The sequence below is a fragment of the Actinoplanes sp. NPDC051388 genome (assembly GCF_055586225.1).
In genome coordinates this window covers 602,963-618,434 of the sequence record NZ_JBVJIP010000003.1, presented here as the reverse complement: position 1 = coordinate 618,434, position 15,472 = coordinate 602,963, and the positions used below count along the sequence as shown (strand labels likewise).

The window sequence follows — 15,472 nt, the reverse complement described above, 5'->3', positions numbered from 1 at the left end:
GCGTGCGGGAGTGGTGCCCGGGGAGACCTGGCCGAATGGCGTCGCGGTCCGCGACGGGCGGGCGGCGATCACCCGCATGCCGGGTCCGCTTCAGATCTGGGACCCGGCTGCCGGACGGGAGATTCCGACACCGGCGACGGACGCGACCGAGATCGGCGAACGGGTGGTCGGCTGGGTCGGGGCCGGTCGCATCGTGACCGTGCTCGGGGAGATTGCCCGGGTGCGCGACCCGGAAACGGGCTTCGCGGTCGTCCTGGGCCCAGCGGCGACTCACCGGTCACGGCGATCGCGGCGGCCGATTCGGTGGTGGCGGTCGCTCGCGAGGACGGCTCGTTGTCTCTCGCAGACCGGGACACCGGCCACGTCCGCGACACGACCACGCTGCCCTGCGCGGCGACCGCTGTGGCGTGGGCGGCGGACGGCCGCCTGATCGCGGCGTGCTGCCGCGATCTGCACCTGATGGCCTGATCCGCGGCGGCCGTGCGGGCGGCGGCCGGCACCGACTGTCCACAGGAAGATCAGCTGTGACCGGAAAACGTCGTACCGCCGGCCTAAGTTGAGGCCCACCCAGTGCCTGGGTGGGGGAGGTGGCGGTGCCTGGCCTGGGAGAGGTGGCGGTGCCTGGCCTGGGGAGGCGGCGGCACCGGGGGTTGGGAGAGGCAGTAGCGCCTGGCCACGGACGAGGCGGCGGCACCGGGGGTTGGAAGAGGCGGGGGCGGCACCGAGGCCGCGAGAGGCGATGGCACCGAGGCCGGGGAGAAACAATGGCGCCAAGGTCCGCGAGGTGGCGAGACTGCCACGTCTGAGGCGTCCATGCGCGGGCAGGACAGGCAGCCGTCCTCGGCAACAGCGAAAGCGACGCCTGGGTGGGTGTGGGGCATGGCGCAACGGCCGGGCCGGGGGCGGCGTGCGGCCTTGAGGGGCGCCTCGGTCCGCTGAGACCACGGGACTTCAGATGGCTCGTATCCCTACAAGCCTTTGATCTTGAAGTTTCAGCCGGGCGGAATCACGCGCAGGTGCCCTCGGCGGCCCGTTTGGATCTGGTCGTGTTCGTCGGGGCGCGGGGGCGGCGCCGGGCGTCCGGCCTCTCGCACGGCGTCGGCGAGGGCGACCAGGTCGTCGGTGGTGGGCGGCGGTGGGGCGAAGTCGCCGTCGTGGCGGACCAGATCCCAGCCTCGGGGGGCGGTGAGGCTGCGCGCGTGGGGTTCGCAGAGGTCATATGTGTGGGGTTCGGCGAAGGCCGCCAGCGGTCCGACCACCGCGGTGGAATCGTTGTAGACGTAGGTCAGAGTGGCGACCGCCTGTCTCGGACAGCCGTTTCGGGAGCAGCGCCGTGGGGACCTCACGGCGGCACGTTATCTCTCCAGCGTCCGCGGAGGCAGCGACACGCCGTACCACCATGCATCACGATTCGGCCATGGCGGCTCGACACGCCGTCCCAAATAGGCGAATTCGTCAGGACGAAACTCCGACGCAACAGGCTGACCGCTCCAGGCGTCATGACGGGACTACAGTTCACCCGTGACCACCAGCCCGGACCGCCACCGCACCGCCGACCCGGGCAGGGCCGCGCGGTCCGCCGGTCCGGGGCGTCCCGCCCGCCGTGATCGCCACGGTCGGGGCCTGCGCGGCCGCCTGGTGCCCGCCACCGTGCCGCTGGCGCGGACCAAGGCGGAGATCTTCGACGACCTGGTGCTCGACACGGTCGAGAGCCTCGAGCGGCGTTATGCCAAGGAGCTGGCCGGCGTCGAGTTCGCCGTCGAGGACGTGCCGCCCGAGCTCAATGTCTATGACTCCGACGTGCTGGAGGACGGCGAGGTCCCGCTGGCCCGGCTGTTGCCCGGGCGCCCGGGCCGCCAGGAGTTGCCCCCGCGGATCGTGCTCTATCGCCGACCGCTGGAGTTCCGGGCGATGGACCGTGAGGACCTCGCCGACCTCGTGCACGATGTGATCATCGAGCAGGTAGCCAACCTGCTCGGCGTCGACCCGGACGAGCTTGCTTAAGCCACCCGCCGCTTGAGCTTGCGACGCTCACGCTCGGACAGCCCACCCCAGATGCCGAAGCGCTCGTCGTGCCCCAACGCGTACTCCAAGCACTCCCCCTTGACGTCGCAGCGGCCGCAGATGCGCTTCGCCTCGCGCGTCGAGCCGCCCTTCTCCGGGAAGAATGCCTCTGGATCGGTCTGCGAGCAGAGCGCTCGCTCCTGCCACTCGGGTGCGTCCCCGAGCAGGTCGACCCCTTCCACCTGCGCTTCCATCGGCGTGCCTCCAATTCCTGCGCCGGCCGCGAAGCCGGCGCTGACCCCCCACGCACGCGGCGTGTTTCTTGCGGTGCTGAGGTGCTCGCGCCCCTCGGTCCCGCAACCCCACCGAAATTACACGCGTGTAATGCGTGCGTCGTCAAGCCGAACCTGATAAATAGGCCCGTTTCCCCGAAGCGTCCGGACGCCTCGTGGTCCCGTTCCTGCCCTATCTGTCAGAGCGAGCGATTGGTAACGCCAACGCGGCGCGTCACGTCCGATTTTACCCAATTTGTGATCTAGCGGCGCCCATATACCGTCGTTCGTTCCACTGCCGGGCGCCCCGCGGCCGCCGCGAGCTCCTTCAATTGGGCAACCGTGCGGGCCGAGCCGTGCTCCGAACCCGCCATCCGCGAGATGGTCTCCTCCATCAGCGTGCCGCCGAGATCGTTGCAGCCGCCGTCGAGCATCACCCGGGTGCCCTCGTCGCCGAGCTTCACCCAGGAGCACTGGATGTTGTCGATCCGGCCGTGCAGCAGCAGGCGGGCCATCGCGTGCACCACCCGGTTTTCCCGCCAGGTCGGGCCGGGGCGGGCGATGCCGGCCAGATAGATCGGCGCGTTGGTGTGGATGAACGGCAGGCCGACGAACTCGGTGAAGCCGCCGGTGCGGTCCTGGATCTCGGCGAGCACCCGGAAGTGGCCGAGCCACTGGCGTGGGTGGTCGACGTGGCCGTACATCATCGTGGAGCTGGACCGGATGCCGAGCTGGTGCGCGGTGGAGACCACGTCGATCCAGGCGGAGGCGGGCAGCTTGCCCTTGGTCAGCACCCAGCGGACGTCGTCGTCGAGGATCTCGGCGGCGGTGCCCGGGATGGTGTCCAGGCCGGCCTCCTTGAGGCCGGTCAGCCACTCCCGCACGGACACGCCGGCCTTGGCCGCACCCGTCACGATCTCCATCGGCGAGTACGCGTGGACGTGCATCCCCGGCACCCGTTCCTTCACCGCGCGGACCAGGTCGGCATATGCGGTCACGGGCATCTTGGGGTCGATGCCGCCCTGCATGCAGACCTCGGAGGCGCCGTCCCGCCACGCCTCCTCGGCCCGGTCGGCGACCTGGGACACCGACAACCGGTAGGCGTCGGCGTCCTTCTCGCGCTGCGCGAACGCACAGAACCGGCAGCCCACATAGCAGACGTTGGAGAAGTTGATGTTCCGGTTCACCACGTAGGTGATGTCGTCGCCGTTGACGTCGCGGCGCACGTCGTCGGCCAGCCGGGCCAGCTCGTCCAGCGCCGAGCCGTCGGCGTTGAAGAGCGCTAGCGCTTTGTCCTCATTGCCGGGTTCGAGCAGCGCGGCCGGGTTTGCGGCGGCCAGCTTCAGCCCGGCGAGGACGTCGGTCGGCAATGCCGCGCCGGCGGTGACGTGCGCCGCCACCTCAGCCCAGTCGCCGTAGACGCTGTCGAAGTCGCCACGCCGGTCGCTGGTCCGGCCGTCGGTGTCGATCGTGGCGAACAGATCGGTCCGTCCGCCTCCGAACGCGTCGTCAGGCTCCTGCCACGGCCGCCCGACCGGCATGGCGTCCTCGTTGGCCAGCCCGTCCGGTCCGGCCAGTGCGGCCACGTGGGCGGCCAGCCGGGGATCGAGCCAGTTCTCGCCACGCAGCACGTACTCGGGATAGATCGTCAGTCGTTCCCGCAGCTCGAACCCTGCCTTGCGAGACATCTGGCGAAGGTGCTCGATCTGCGGCCACGGGCGCTCGGGATTGACGTGGTCGGGCGTCACCGGCGACACGCCACCCCAGTCGTCGATGCCGGCCCGCAACAGCAGGTCGAACTCGGCGTCGATCAGGTTCGGCGGCGCCTGGATGCGGGCCCTCGGGCCGAGGAGAATCCGGGCGGTCGCCACCGTCGCGGCCAGCTCGCGCAGCTCCGCGTCGGGCATGCCGCGCATCGCCGTGTCCGGCTTCGCGCGGAAGTTCTGGATGATCACCTCTTGGATGTGCCCGAACTCGCGGGCCGTGCGCCGCATCGCGAAGATCGCGTCGGCGCGCTCCTCGACGGTCTCGCCGATGCCGATCAGGATGCCGGTGGTGAACGGCACCCCGACCCGGCCGGCGTCGTCCAGCACCCGCAGCCGGACGGCCGGCTCCTTGTCCGGCGAGCCGTAGTGCGGGCCGCCCTGCTCCGACCACAGCCGGGTGGCGGTGGTCTCCAGCATCATCCCCATGCTCGGCGCGACCGGCTTGAGCCGCTGCAGATCGGCCCAGCTCATCACACCCGGGTTGAGGTGCGGCAGCAGGCCGGTCTCCTCGAGCACCGCGATCGCGCAGGCCCGCACGTAGTCCAGCGTGGAGTCGTAACCCCGCTCGTCCAGCCAGGCGCGGGCCGCCGGCCAGCGGTCCTCGGGCGCGTCGCCGAGCGTGAACAGCGCTTCCTTGCAGCCCTGCGCGGCGCCCTCGCGGGCGATCGCCAGCACCTCGTCGCGCTCCAGGAACGCGTCCGGCAGGCGGTGCGGCACGGTCGCGAAGGTGCAGTAGTGACACCGATCGCGACACAGCCTGGTCAGCGGGATGAAGACCTTTTTCGAGTACGTGACCACGCCCGGCCGCCCGGCCTCCCGCAGTCCCGCGTCCCGCACCCCGCCGGCGATCGTCAGCAGTTGCTCGAACGACTCCCCCGCGGCGGAGAGCAGCGCGGTCGCCTCACCCGCGTCGATCGCCTTGCCGTCGGATGCACGCCGCAGGGCACGGCGGATGCTCGCCTCGGTTACGTCAGCCACGCCCTGCAGCCTAGGTCGAGATCCAGAGCACTGCCCCCGCCCGGCCGCAGTGGCATCCGACACCTATCAGCCGCGCGGCGGGTCCTGCTCCGCCGGACCGAAGCCGGGGCGCTCGTCGCGCACGACCTGGGTGCGGTCCTCGACCGGGGCGGCGGGCGCCTCGGGCCGGGGCACCACCTGGGTCGGGTCGGCGAACGCGGGCGGCGCCGACGTGGGCGGCGGGGAGCCGTATTGCGGCTGGTTGCCATACATGCCCGGGACGGTGGGAGCGCCCGGGGCGCCGGAGACCGGTGCGGGCTGACCCCAGCCCGGGGGCGGCGGCTGCTGGCCATAGGCGGGCGCGCCGGGCGGCACCGGGGGCTGGCCGTACATCGGGGCCTGCTGGTTCCAGCCCGGCTGCTGCGGCTGGCCCGGGGGCGGACCGTAGCCCGGCTGACCCGGGTAGGCGCCCGGCTGACCGTATTGCGGCTGGCCGTAGACCCCGGGTGGCGGCTTCGGCTTCGCCACGTAGAACAGGCCCCGCCAGGTCGCCCAGACGGCCCAGGCCGCGACGCCGAAGACGGCCAGCCAGGCGGCCCGGACCAGCAGCTCCTCGAACGCCGAGCGGATGCTGAAGCCGGCGATCGTGATCAGCCCGACCAGCACCCCGAAGATCACCGCGAAGAAGGCGGCCGCCGCGTATTCGATCAAGGCGATCATGGTGATCAGCTGCGCCCTGGGGTGGCGCGGCTGCACCAGCAGCGCCAGCAGCACCGCGGCGAGCGGGAAGAACACCGTCGCCAGGTTGACGAAGTCGTAGAAGCTGCCCTGCGTGCGGCTCGTGAACGACTCGCCGTCCCCGGCCGGGATCAGGCGGATCAGCGCCACGAAGAGCATCACGGCCGGCGCGGCCACCAGGACCCAGGCGGCGATGTCACGCAGCGGCCGGAGCAGCTGGCCGGCCGAGCGGCCGTCACCGGGCGCCGGCGGCGGTTGGCTGGTCACGGGAAACTCCTCGAATCGTCGGTTGGGGAACTTCGGGTCGGCTCATGCTAGACCTGCCCGGCCAGCCGGGTGCGGAACCGGTCCGGGGCATGAGCGAGGATGGACCGATGCGGATCACGGTCCTCACCGGCGGCATCGGCGGCGCCCGCTTCCTGGTCGGTGTGCGCGCGTATGCCAGGACGATCGGCGCCGAGGTCACCGCGGTGGTCAATGTCGGCGACGACGTCCGGATGCACGGCCTGCAGATCTGCCCCGACCTGGACAGCGTGATGTACACGCTGAGCGGCGCGGCGGATCCGGAGCGCGGCTGGGGGCGGGTCGGCGAGAGCTGGGCGGTCAAGGACGAGCTGGCTGCCTACGGCGCCGAGCCGACCTGGTTCGGCCTGGGCGACAAGGACATCGCCACCCATCTGGTACGCACCCAGATGCTGACCGCCGGCTACCCGCTGTCCGCGGTGACCGCCGCGCTGTGCGCCCGCTGGCGGCCCGGCATCACGATGCTCCCGGCCACCGACGACCGGCTCGAGACGCACGTGGTGGTGGACGTCGAGGGCGAGCGCAAGGCGGTGCACTTCCAGGAGTGGTGGGTGCGCTACCGCGGGGACGTGCCGACGCACCGGTTCGTGTTCGTGGGAGCGGAGGCCGCCAAGCCGGCCGAGGGGGTGCGCGAGGCGATCGGGTCGGCCGACGTGGTGCTGCTGGCCCCGAGCAACCCGGTGGTCAGCATCGCGCCGATCCTGGCCGTACCGGAGATCAGGGCGGCCGTGGCGGACGGCCCGGCGCCGGTCGTCGGGGTGTCGCCGATCATCGGCGGATCGCCGGTGCGCGGCATGGCCGACCGCTGCCTGACCACCCTCGGCGTCGAGGTCAGCGCCACCGGGGTGGGCGCGCTCTACGGCGCGCGGGCGGACGGCGGCCTGCTGGACGGCTGGCTGGTGGACACCTCCGACGAGGGTGCCGGTGTGCCCGGAGTCACCACCCGGGCGGTCCCGTTGTGGATGACGGACGAGGCCGCCACGGCCAAGATGGTCGAGGAAGCGATCGCCCTGGCCGGCCCTCGGACGGGGGCCGGCGAACGACGCGGAGCCCGATGATGGACGGCCCGATGGATGGCTTGGAAGTGCTGCCGGTGCGCGGCATCGGCGACGTCACGGCCGGCGACGACCTGGCGCAGCTGATCACGAGCGCCGCGCCCTGGCTGCGCGACGGCGACGTGCTGGTGGTCACCAGCAAGATCGTGTCCAAGGCCGAGGGGCGCCTGGTCGAGGTGCCGGCCGACGGCCCCGAGCGCGAGCGGGCCCGCGAGGAGATCCTGGCCGGCGAGACCGCCCGGGTGGTGGCCCGGCGCGGCCAGACCGCGATCGTGCAGACCCACCAGGGGTTTGTGATGGCGGCGGCCGGCATCGACGCGTCAAATGTGGACAAGACCCACCTGGTGCTGCTGCCGGCCGATCCGGACGCCTCGGCCCGCGCGCTGCGAGCCGATCTGCTGGCGCGCGGCCTGCGGGTCGGCGTGATCGTGTCGGACACCATGGGCCGGGCCTGGCGCAACGGCCTGACCGACGTCGCCCTCGGCGCGGCCGGCATCACCCCGATCCGCGACCACCGTGGCGAGATCGACCCCTATGGCAACGAGCTGCAGCTCACCGAGATGGCCGTGATCGACGAGCTGGCCGCGGCCGGCGAGCTGGTCAAGGGCAAGTGCGACCAGGTGCCGGTGGCCGTGGTCCGGGGTTATCCGGGCGCCGGCGAGACCGAGACGCCGGGCGCGGCCACCCTGCTGCGCGACGCGGCCAGCGACCTGTTCTCGCTGGGCACGGCCGAGGCGCGGGCGGCCGGCCTGCGCGCCGCCGCCACCCTCGCACCCGAGCCCGTCGGGCCGCCGGGCAGCGCGTCGCGGGCGGTCGAGACGGTGGCTCTCGCTCCCGGCACCGAGCTGCGTGAGGTCGCGGGTGGCTTCCTGCTGACCCATCCCGAGTCCGGCCCGGCGGTCTGGATGCGCCTCGGCGCGGACGCTCACCGGCTGCGTGCCGCGCTGGCCGCGGAGGGCGTCGCGACCTCGGTGACCACCACCGACGACGGCGTCCTGATCAGCACATGATCGGGTCGAGGGAGCGGTGGGCCCGCGGATAGCGGAGAATCGGATCTCATGAGCGATCATGAGGCGCCCAGGGACTTCGACATCGTGGTTTATGGGGCCAGCGGGTTCGCCGGCGCGCTGGTCGCCGGGCATCTTGCCGATCACGCGCCGGAGGGCACGCGGATCGCGCTGGCCGGGCGTTCGGCGGACAAGCTCGAGAAGGTGCGCGGGCGGCTCGGGGTCGACTGGCCGGTGATCGTGGCGGACGCCTCCGACGAGATCGCGCTGGCCAAGATGGTCGCCAAGACGCGCGTCGTGCTCACCACCGTCGGGCCCTATGCGAAATATGGCCGTCCCCTGGCCCGGGCCTGCGCGGCGGCCGGCACGGACTACGCCGATCTGACCGGCGAGGTGCTCTTCGCGCGGGACAGCATCGACGAGAACGACGAGCCGGCCCGGCAGACCGGCGCCCGCATCGTGCACTCCTGCGGCTTCGACTCGGTGCCGTCGGACCTCGGCGTGCACGTGCTGCACAAGCTGATCGCCGCGGACGGCGCGGGCGACCTGACCGACACCACGCTGGTGGTGACCAGCGTGAAGTTCGGCATCAGCGGCGGCACCATCGACTCGATGCGCAACCAGCTCGACGAGGTCCGCGGCGACCGCGACCGCGCGCGGATCGCGGCCCGGCCCTATTCGCTGAGCCCGGACCGCAGCAAGGAGCCCGAGCTGGGCCGGCAGGAAGACGTGATCTCGCTGCCCGGCCGCGCGGTCGACAACTCGTTGCGCGGGCACCTGGCGCCGTTCGTGATGGCGCCCTACAACACCCGGGTGGTGCGGCGCAGCAACGCCCTGCGGGGCTATGCCTACGGCCGCACGTTCCGCTACCGCGAGGTGATGAGCGTCGGCACGTCCCCGCTGGCGCCCGCGCTCGCCGCGATGACCAAGCTCGGCATCGGCGCGCTCGCCGTCGGCCTCTCGCTGCCGCCGACCCGGTTCGTGCTCGACCGGATGCTGCCCAAGCCCGGCGACGGCCCGGACGAGAAGGCGCGGCGCACCGGGCACTTCACGATGGACATCTTCACCACCACCACGACCGGCGCGCGCTACCAGGCGAGATTCAAAGCCAAGGGCGATCCGGGGTACGCGGCCACGGCCGTCATGCTCGGCGAAGCGGGACTCGCGCTGGCCCTGAACCGCGACGCCCTGCCTCCGGTCGAGGGCGGCGTGCTCACCCCGGCCACCGCTCTCGGCGACGCCCTGGTCGAGCGCCTGCGCGCGACCGGCTTCGAGATCACCGCGAAGAAGCTCTGAAACCCCTCCACAGTGCTTAGAACGTGGTCGTCACCAGGAGGACGATCAGCGGCGGGAGGCCTTGCAGCAGCACGCCGCGCAGCCGGGCGACCCGCGGGTCGGAGACGAACAGCACGATGCTCGCCAGGAACGCGGACGCGCAGGCGAAGATGGCCAGCGTGCGCCCGGCGGTGGTGTCGCCGGTGTGCACCAGCACCACCCCGCCGATCGCCGCGGCGGCCAGGAACAGGTTGTAGAAACCGATGTTGAAGGCCCAGTTGCGCACCTTCGGCACGTCCTCGGTGCGCACCAGGAAGATCCGGTGCACCGCGGGCCGCCGAAACAGGATGCTTTCCAGCAGGAAGAACAAGACGTGGATCACGCCGGTGAGCACCGCGAAGATCTGAGCCACTACATTCACGCGGGCCAGTATGGAGGATGAAGTGGAGTTGCACAGCAACGCCGTGCGGGTGCTGACCGGCTGGGCGGCGACCTCGGCCGAGGCCGAGAAGGCGCGCCTGCGCACCCTCGACCTGCTGAGCGCGGGACCGGTGGCGATGACCCGGGCGCACCAGCCCGGCCACGTCACCGCCAGCACGATGATCCTCGGCGCGGACGGCCGCCTGCTGCTCTGCCTGCACGGCCGGCTGAACATGTGGATGCAGGTCGGCGGGCACTGCGAGCCGGGCGACCCGACGCTGGTCGCGGCCGCGCTGCGCGAGGCGACCGAGGAGTCCGGCATCGCCGGGCTGAGGCTCGACCCGGTGCCGATCGACCTGCACATCCATCCGGTGCCGTGCAAGCCGACCGGCGCGACGCATCACTTCGACGTGCGCTTCCTCGCGCACGCGCCGGCCGGCGCCGTCGAGCAGGTCAGCGACGAGTCCGCGGCGCTGGGCTGGTTCCGCCCGGACGACCTGCCCAGCCCGCTGGCCGACGGCGTGCTCGGCCAGATCGCCCCGGCCCTGGCGCGGCCGGCCGGCGACAAGACCTAGATGTAGCCGAGCTCGCCGAGTTCCTTCAGCTCGTCGACCAGGCTCTTGACCTCCTGGGCCCGGTCCCGCGGGCAGACCAGCACCGCGTCCGGGGTGTCCACGATGATCAGGTCGCGGATGCCCAGGGCGGCCACCAGGCGGCCCGAGTTCGGCACCACGACCAGGCCCTCGGTCTCGCGCAGCAGCACGCCCGGCTTGGCCATCGCGTCCTTGCCGACGATCACGTTGCCGGCGGCGTCCGAGGCGAGCACCTCACCGAGGGTGTGGAAGTCGCCGACGTCGTTCCAGCCGAAGTCGCCGGGCACCGTGCCGACCCGGCCGGCCGCGGCCGCGCCCTCCATCACCGCGTAGTCCACCGAGATGCGCGGCAGCGTCGGCCAGACCTCACCGATGACCTCCTCGCGCGACGGCGAGTCCCAGGCCTGGGCGATGCGGCTGATCCCGGCGTGCAACTGCGGCTGCTGGCGGGCGAGCTCGGCCAGGAACACGTCGACCCGCCACACGAACATGCCGGCGTTCCACAGGTAGTTGCCGGACTTCACGTAGCTCTCGGCCACGTCGTACGACGGCTTCTCCTTGAACTCCTCGACCTTGAGCACCGGGCCGTCACCGACCGGGCCGCCGCAGTGCACATAGCCATAGCCCGTCTCCGGGCGGGTCGGCGTGATGCCCAGCGTCATCAGCAGGCCCTGCCGCGCGCCGCCCATCGCCTGCTTGATCACGTCGATGAAGGCGGGGTTGTCGGCGATCAGGTGGTCGGCGGCGAACGAGCCCATGATCGCCTCGGGCTCACGACGGCCGATCACCCCGGCGGCCAGGGCGATCGCCGCGCACGAGTCCCGTGGCGACGGCTCGACCAGGATGTTCTCCTCAGGCACCCCGGCCAGCTGCCGGGACACCGCGGCGGCGTGCGCGACGCCGGTGACGATGTAAACCTGCTCCTCGGGCACCAGCGGCGCGAGACGGTCGACCGTGGCCTGCAGCAACGACGCCTCGGTGCCGGTCAGCGGGTGCAGGAACTTGGGGTGACCGGCGCGTGACAGCGGCCAGAGACGCGTCCCGCTGCCACCTGCGGGGATAACGGCGTAGAGGCCGCCCGTTTCGTCAGTCATGCGCTCCGATGATAACGAGCCCTGATCACGGCTGAGTGGCCGACACCCGGGTCCACGTGTTGACGTGCACCTCGGCGCTGGACGCCCAGGTGAACTCCTTGGCCCGGTCGAAGCCGGCCTTGGCCAGCGTCAGCCGGCGCGGCTCGTCGTGCAGCAGGTCGGCCAGGTCGGTCGCGATCCGGTCGGGATCCTCCGTCGTGTATGCCACCGCGTCGCCACCGACCTCCGGCAGCGACAGCCGCGGCGTGGTCAGCACCGGCGTCGCGCAGGCCATCGCCTCGAGGATCGGCAGCCCGAAGCCCTCGCCGAAGGACGGGTAGCAGGCCACCAGCGCGCCACCCAGGAAGCCGGGCAGGTCCGCATAACGCAGGTAACCCGGGCGCAGCAGCCGCAGGTGCGAGGGCACCTCGGCGACCGCCCGGTCGATGTCGTCGTCGTGCCCCTGACCGCCGGCCAGCACCAGCGCGGGCGGCTGCGGCCAGTCGGACACCGCCCGGGACCAGCCGCGGATCAGGTTGGGCACGTTCTTGCGCGGCTCCTTGGCCCCGAGGAACGCGACGTAACCGCTGTCGCCAAGGCCGAGGCGGGCCCGCACGCGCGCCTTCTCCTCGTCGCTGGGCGCGTGGAACGCGGCCGGGTCGACGCCGTGGTAGGCCACGTCGATGCGGGTCGGGTCGGCGTCGAGCAGCCGGATCAGCTCGTCGCGAGTGGCCTTGCTGGGCACGATCACCCGGGCCGCCCGGCGCAGCGAGGTCTTGATCGCACTGCGGAAGAACGTGCGCTTGGTGTTGTCGTAGTGCTCCGGCTCGGTGAAGAACGTCGCGTCGTGCACGGTCACCGTCACCGGGCAGCCGGCCCGCAGCGGGCAGGTGTAGAACGGCGAGTGCAGCACCCTGGCGCCGACCTGCTGGGCGAGCAGCGGCAGGCCGGTCTGCTCCCAGGCCAGCCGGGCCGGCCGATGCGCGACCGCGGCGGGGCCGGCGATCACCTCTGCGGTGGTGAGCATGCGGGCGTAACGCTCCGCATCCGTCCGCTGCGCCACGACCACCAGATCGACCCGCTCGGGGGCCAGCAGGCCGAGAGCGCCGAGGAGTCCGTCGACGTATCGGCCGACACCTCCGCGATCCGCGGGGACGCTGGTCGCGTCAACGAGCACTCGTGGGGGGCGACCGGCGGTCACGAGGCAACTCCCAAACTTTGTCGGCCAGATCACTCGCAAGAGTACGCCCGAAATCCAGCACGGCGACGACCGCGACACCGCGTCATCGCGCAGGCGTGCCCCGCCGCTCTACTCAATCGATCGCGTGTCCGTGAGTAACTACATAGAGTCACGGCACTATCGTCGGTCTCGATGACCGAGACGATCCCGGCGGCGTTCACGGACGCCGTCCGACGGGACCCCACAGCGCCCTTTCTGACCTTCTATGACGACGCGTCCGGCGACCGGACCGAGCTCTCCGGCGCGACCCTGGACAACTGGGTGTCGAAGACGGCGAATCTGCTGGTCGACGGCGCCGGGCTGGGGCACGGCGACACCGTCGCGGTGCTGCTCCCGCCGCACTGGCAGACGGCCGCGATCGTGCTCGGCGCCACGGTCGCCGGGGTGGCCGTCGACCTCGGTCCCGAGCCGCAGCCGGTCGAGGTGCTGTTCACCACCCCGGACCGGGCCGAGGCGTCGTCCCGGTGGTCGGCCGGGGAGCGTTACGCCACCGGGCTGCTGCCGCTCGCGATGCCACTCCGTGAACTCCCGCCGGGAACTGTCGACTATCCGACTGAGGTCCGGACCTTCGGCGACCACTTCCGGCCGGCCCACCCGGTCGGGCAGGACGACCTCGCGATCGCCGGGCCGTTCGAGCTGAGCCACGAGGCCGCGGTGCAGGAGGCGCGGCAGCGGGCCGGCGAGCTGGGGATCGCCGCCGGTGACCGGGTGCTGGTCGACGCGCTGACCCACCCGGACGTGCTGGACTGGCTGCTCGCGCCGCTGGTGGCCGGCGCCAGCATCGTGCTGTGCGTCAACCTGGACCCGGCCGCGGTGGAGAAGCGCGTCTCAGCCGAGAAGGTCACCGTCGCGCTGACGTGACCTGGCGAAGTCCTCGAAGGCGGTCAGGGACTCCGGGTTCGCCAGGGCGCCCTTGGCCGCCGCCGACTCCACCGGCGTCCCGGTCAGGATCCGCTTGACCGGGACCTCCAGCTTCTTGGCGGACAGCGTGCGCGGGACGGCGCGTACCCGATGGATCTCGTCGGGGACGTGCCGCGGCGAAAGCGCGGCACGCAGCTCTCGCCGGATCCGGTCGCGCATGGGGTCGTCGAGCTCGCGGTCCTCGGCCAGCACGACGAAGAGCAGCAGCTCGTCACCGCCCTCGTCGAGGTGCACGACCACCGAGTCGAGCACCCCGTCGATGTTCTCCACCACGGAGTAGAACTCGGCGGTGCCCAGCCGCACCCCGCCGCGGTTGAGCGTGGCGTCCGAGCGGCCGGTGATCACGCAGCTGCCGTCCACGCCGATGGTGATCCAGTCGCCGTGCCGCCAGACGCCCGGGTAGACGTCGAAGTAGGCCTCGCGGTAGCGGACGCCGTCCGGGTCGTTCCAGAAGCCGACCGGCATGCTCGGCAGCGGCGCGGTGATCACCAGCTCGCCCAGTTCGCCGATCACCGGCTTGCCGTCCGGACCGTAGGCCTCGACCTTCGCACCTAGACAGCGGCAGGCGATCACGCCCTCGACCACCGGCAGCAACGACACGCCGCCGACGAAGCCGGTGCAGACGTCGGTGCCGCCGGACAGCGACTGGAGTTGCAGGTCCTTGCCGACGTGCTCATATACCCAGTCGTAGCCCTCCGGCGGGAGTGGCGCGCCGGTCGAGCCGAGTCCTCGGATGCTGGTCTTCGGCACTTCCACGCCGGCCTTCCGACAGGCCATCAGGAAGGGCGCGGAGGTGCCGAAGTAGGTGATTCCGGCCTCGGCGACGAGATCCCACAGGGCGGTCAGGCTGGGGAAGCCCGGATTGCCGTCGAACATGACGATGGCCGCGCCGACCGCCGGAGCGCTGACCAGGAAGTTCCACATCATCCAGCCGGTGGTGGTGAACCACATGAAGCGGTCGCCCGGGCCCAGGTCGTGGTGCAGGGCCAGCATCTTGAGGTGTTCGAGCAGGATGCCGCCGTGGCCGTGCACGATCGGTTTGGGCAGGCCGGTGGTGCCGGAGCTGTAGAGCACGTAGAGCGGGTGGTCGAAGGGCAGCGGCTCGAACTCCATCGGATCGTCCCCGCCGAGACTGTGGAAGTCGCCGCCGCCGTGGAGATAGCCGATGGTCACGACGTGTTCGACGCTCGGCAGGGCGGCCCGGATCGCGGCCACCTCAGCGCGGCGGTCGATCTCCTTGTCGCCGTAGCGGTAGCCGTCCACCGCGACCAGAACTTTCGGCTCGATCTGCTGCCATCGGTCGGTGACACTGCGGGTGCCGAACTCCGGCGCGCACGACGAGAAGATCGCGCCCAGGCTCGCCGCCGCCAGCATCAGCACGTAGGTCTCGGGGATGTTCGGCGCATAGGCCGCGATCCGGTCTCCGGACCGCACACCCAGACCTTTCAGCCCGGCACGGACGCGCCGGACCTCTTCGCGCAGCTGTCGGCTGGTGAGCGTGATCGGGCTGCGGGTCTGCGAGTACGCGATGACGACCGGATCCTCGTCCCCCAGACCGGGCATCCGCAGCACGTGCTCGGCATAGTTGAGCGTGGCGCCGGGGAACCAGGTCGCGCCCGGCATGGTCGCCACGGGCAGCGTCGCGACGGGCTCGGTGTGCGCGATGACCTCGAAGTAGTCCCAGATCGACCGCCAGAACGACTCGAGGTCGTCGACCGACCACGCGTAAAGGTCGGCATAACCGGCGAAATCAAGTCCCTTATGGTCGCGCAGCCACGCCAGGTAATGCCCGATGCGGGTGGATTCGCGTACGTCGGCCGGCGGATTCCACAGCACTGTGCCCGTCAT

The 15,472-nt window shown here is 71.6% G+C and carries 15 protein-coding genes; 7 read left to right on the top strand and 8 right to left on the bottom strand.

The genetic code is table 11. From position 1 onward, the window contains the following. The first annotated feature begins 333 nt into the window (after positions 1-333). The gene (locus ACZ6TI_RS11290; protein ID WP_465344865.1) at positions 334-468 is read left to right on the top strand and encodes a hypothetical protein; all 135 of its coding nucleotides are present in this window, start codon (positions 334-336) and stop codon (positions 466-468) included. 524 nt (positions 469-992) lie between these two features. On the opposite strand, the gene ACZ6TI_RS11285 is transcribed toward ACZ6TI_RS11290, so the two are convergent. After that, positions 993-1,346, bottom strand: coding sequence for a DUF3499 domain-containing protein (locus tag ACZ6TI_RS11285; RefSeq protein ID WP_465344864.1), 354 nt, complete (start codon positions 1,344-1,346; stop codon positions 993-995). A 277-nt stretch (positions 1,347-1,623) separates the two neighbouring features. Between ACZ6TI_RS11285 and ACZ6TI_RS11280 the strand changes: the two genes are divergently transcribed. Beyond that, the gene (locus ACZ6TI_RS11280; protein ID WP_465344999.1) at positions 1,624-2,004 is read left to right on the top strand and encodes a metallopeptidase family protein; all 381 of its coding nucleotides are present in this window, start codon (positions 1,624-1,626) and stop codon (positions 2,002-2,004) included. Here ACZ6TI_RS11280 and ACZ6TI_RS11275 read toward each other — a convergent pair. The 3 genes from ACZ6TI_RS11275 to ACZ6TI_RS11265 form a co-directional block, all read right to left on the bottom strand. Beyond that, complete coding sequence (locus tag ACZ6TI_RS11275; RefSeq protein WP_285690347.1) at positions 2,001-2,258, bottom strand: WhiB family transcriptional regulator; 258 nt, start codon at positions 2,256-2,258, stop codon at positions 2,001-2,003. The genes ACZ6TI_RS11280 and ACZ6TI_RS11275 overlap by 4 nt on opposite strands. A gap of 281 nt (positions 2,259-2,539) precedes the next feature. Continuing rightward, positions 2,540-5,020: a bifunctional FO biosynthesis protein CofGH gene (locus ACZ6TI_RS11270; protein WP_465344863.1), complete on the bottom strand. Its 2,481-nt coding sequence runs from the start codon at positions 5,018-5,020 to the stop codon at positions 2,540-2,542. Positions 5,021-5,086: 66 nt separating this feature from the next. Then, on the bottom strand, positions 5,087-6,004 hold the full coding sequence (locus ACZ6TI_RS11265; protein ID WP_465344862.1) for a hypothetical protein: 918 nt from the start codon (positions 6,002-6,004) through the stop codon (positions 5,087-5,089). Positions 6,005-6,111: 107 nt separating this feature from the next. Between ACZ6TI_RS11265 and cofD the strand changes: the two genes are divergently transcribed. Genes cofD through ACZ6TI_RS11250 form a run of 3 tightly spaced genes read left to right on the top strand, consistent with a single transcriptional unit; the run spans position 6,112 to position 9,398 of the window. Next, complete coding sequence (gene cofD / locus ACZ6TI_RS11260) at positions 6,112-7,098, top strand: 2-phospho-L-lactate transferase (protein ID WP_465344861.1); 987 nt, start codon at positions 6,112-6,114, stop codon at positions 7,096-7,098. 11 nt (positions 7,099-7,109) lie between these two features. After that, complete coding sequence (locus ACZ6TI_RS11255; protein WP_465344860.1) at positions 7,110-8,105, top strand: coenzyme F420-0:L-glutamate ligase; 996 nt, start codon at positions 7,110-7,112, stop codon at positions 8,103-8,105. Between the two features lie 48 nt (positions 8,106-8,153). Next, the gene (locus ACZ6TI_RS11250) at positions 8,154-9,398 is read left to right on the top strand and encodes a saccharopine dehydrogenase family protein (RefSeq protein ID WP_465344859.1); all 1,245 of its coding nucleotides are present in this window, start codon (positions 8,154-8,156) and stop codon (positions 9,396-9,398) included. 16 nt (positions 9,399-9,414) lie between these two features. Here the strand turns inward: ACZ6TI_RS11250 and ACZ6TI_RS11245 are convergent, their stop codons facing one another. Further along, a complete protein-coding gene (locus ACZ6TI_RS11245; protein ID WP_465344858.1) occupies positions 9,415-9,798 on the bottom strand; it encodes a DUF1304 domain-containing protein in 384 nt (127 codons plus the stop codon). 22 nt (positions 9,799-9,820) lie between these two features. On the opposite strand from ACZ6TI_RS11245, the gene ACZ6TI_RS11240 reads away from it, so the two are divergent. Next, complete coding sequence (locus tag ACZ6TI_RS11240) at positions 9,821-10,372, top strand: NUDIX hydrolase (RefSeq protein ID WP_465344857.1); 552 nt, start codon at positions 9,821-9,823, stop codon at positions 10,370-10,372. Here ACZ6TI_RS11240 and ACZ6TI_RS11235 read toward each other — a convergent pair. Together ACZ6TI_RS11235 and ACZ6TI_RS11230 are read right to left on the bottom strand one after the other, a co-directional pair. After that, a complete protein-coding gene (locus ACZ6TI_RS11235) occupies positions 10,369-11,484 on the bottom strand; it encodes a mannose-1-phosphate guanylyltransferase (protein ID WP_465344856.1) in 1,116 nt (371 codons plus the stop codon). The genes ACZ6TI_RS11240 and ACZ6TI_RS11235 overlap by 4 nt on opposite strands. A 25-nt stretch (positions 11,485-11,509) precedes the next feature. Continuing rightward, complete coding sequence (locus tag ACZ6TI_RS11230; protein WP_465344855.1) at positions 11,510-12,664, bottom strand: glycosyltransferase family 4 protein; 1,155 nt, start codon at positions 12,662-12,664, stop codon at positions 11,510-11,512. Positions 12,665-12,835: 171 nt separating this feature from the next. On the opposite strand from ACZ6TI_RS11230, the gene ACZ6TI_RS11225 reads away from it, so the two are divergent. Continuing rightward, positions 12,836-13,564, top strand: coding sequence for a TIGR03089 family protein (locus ACZ6TI_RS11225; protein WP_465344854.1), 729 nt, complete (start codon positions 12,836-12,838; stop codon positions 13,562-13,564). Here ACZ6TI_RS11225 and ACZ6TI_RS11220 read toward each other — a convergent pair. Beyond that, positions 13,532-15,472 carry an acetoacetate--CoA ligase gene (locus ACZ6TI_RS11220; protein WP_465344853.1) on the bottom strand — a complete coding sequence of 647 codons (1,941 nt, stop codon included), beginning with the start codon at positions 15,470-15,472 and terminating at the stop codon, positions 13,532-13,534. The two genes, ACZ6TI_RS11225 and ACZ6TI_RS11220, sit on opposite strands and share 33 nt — an antisense overlap.

What these genes read in the sequence shown, in the direction of transcription:
- ACZ6TI_RS11275 (WP_285690347.1), bottom strand. Translation starts at nt 2,258, where the DNA reads ATGGAAGCGCAGGTGGAAGGGGTCGACCTGCTCGGGGACGCACCCGAG.
- ACZ6TI_RS11255 (WP_465344860.1), top strand. Translation starts at nt 7,110, where the DNA reads ATGGATGGCTTGGAAGTGCTGCCGGTGCGCGGCATCGGCGACGTCACG.
- ACZ6TI_RS11235 (WP_465344856.1), bottom strand. Translation starts at nt 11,484, where the DNA reads ATGACTGACGAAACGGGCGGCCTCTACGCCGTTATCCCCGCAGGTGGC.
- cofD (WP_465344861.1), top strand. Translation starts at nt 6,112, where the DNA reads ATGCGGATCACGGTCCTCACCGGCGGCATCGGCGGCGCCCGCTTCCTG.
- ACZ6TI_RS11250 (WP_465344859.1), top strand. Translation starts at nt 8,154, where the DNA reads ATGAGCGATCATGAGGCGCCCAGGGACTTCGACATCGTGGTTTATGGG.
- ACZ6TI_RS11225 (WP_465344854.1), top strand. Translation starts at nt 12,836, where the DNA reads ATGACCGAGACGATCCCGGCGGCGTTCACGGACGCCGTCCGACGGGAC.
- ACZ6TI_RS11220 (WP_465344853.1), bottom strand. Translation starts at nt 15,472, where the DNA reads ATGACGGGCACAGTGCTGTGGAATCCGCCGGCCGACGTACGCGAATCC.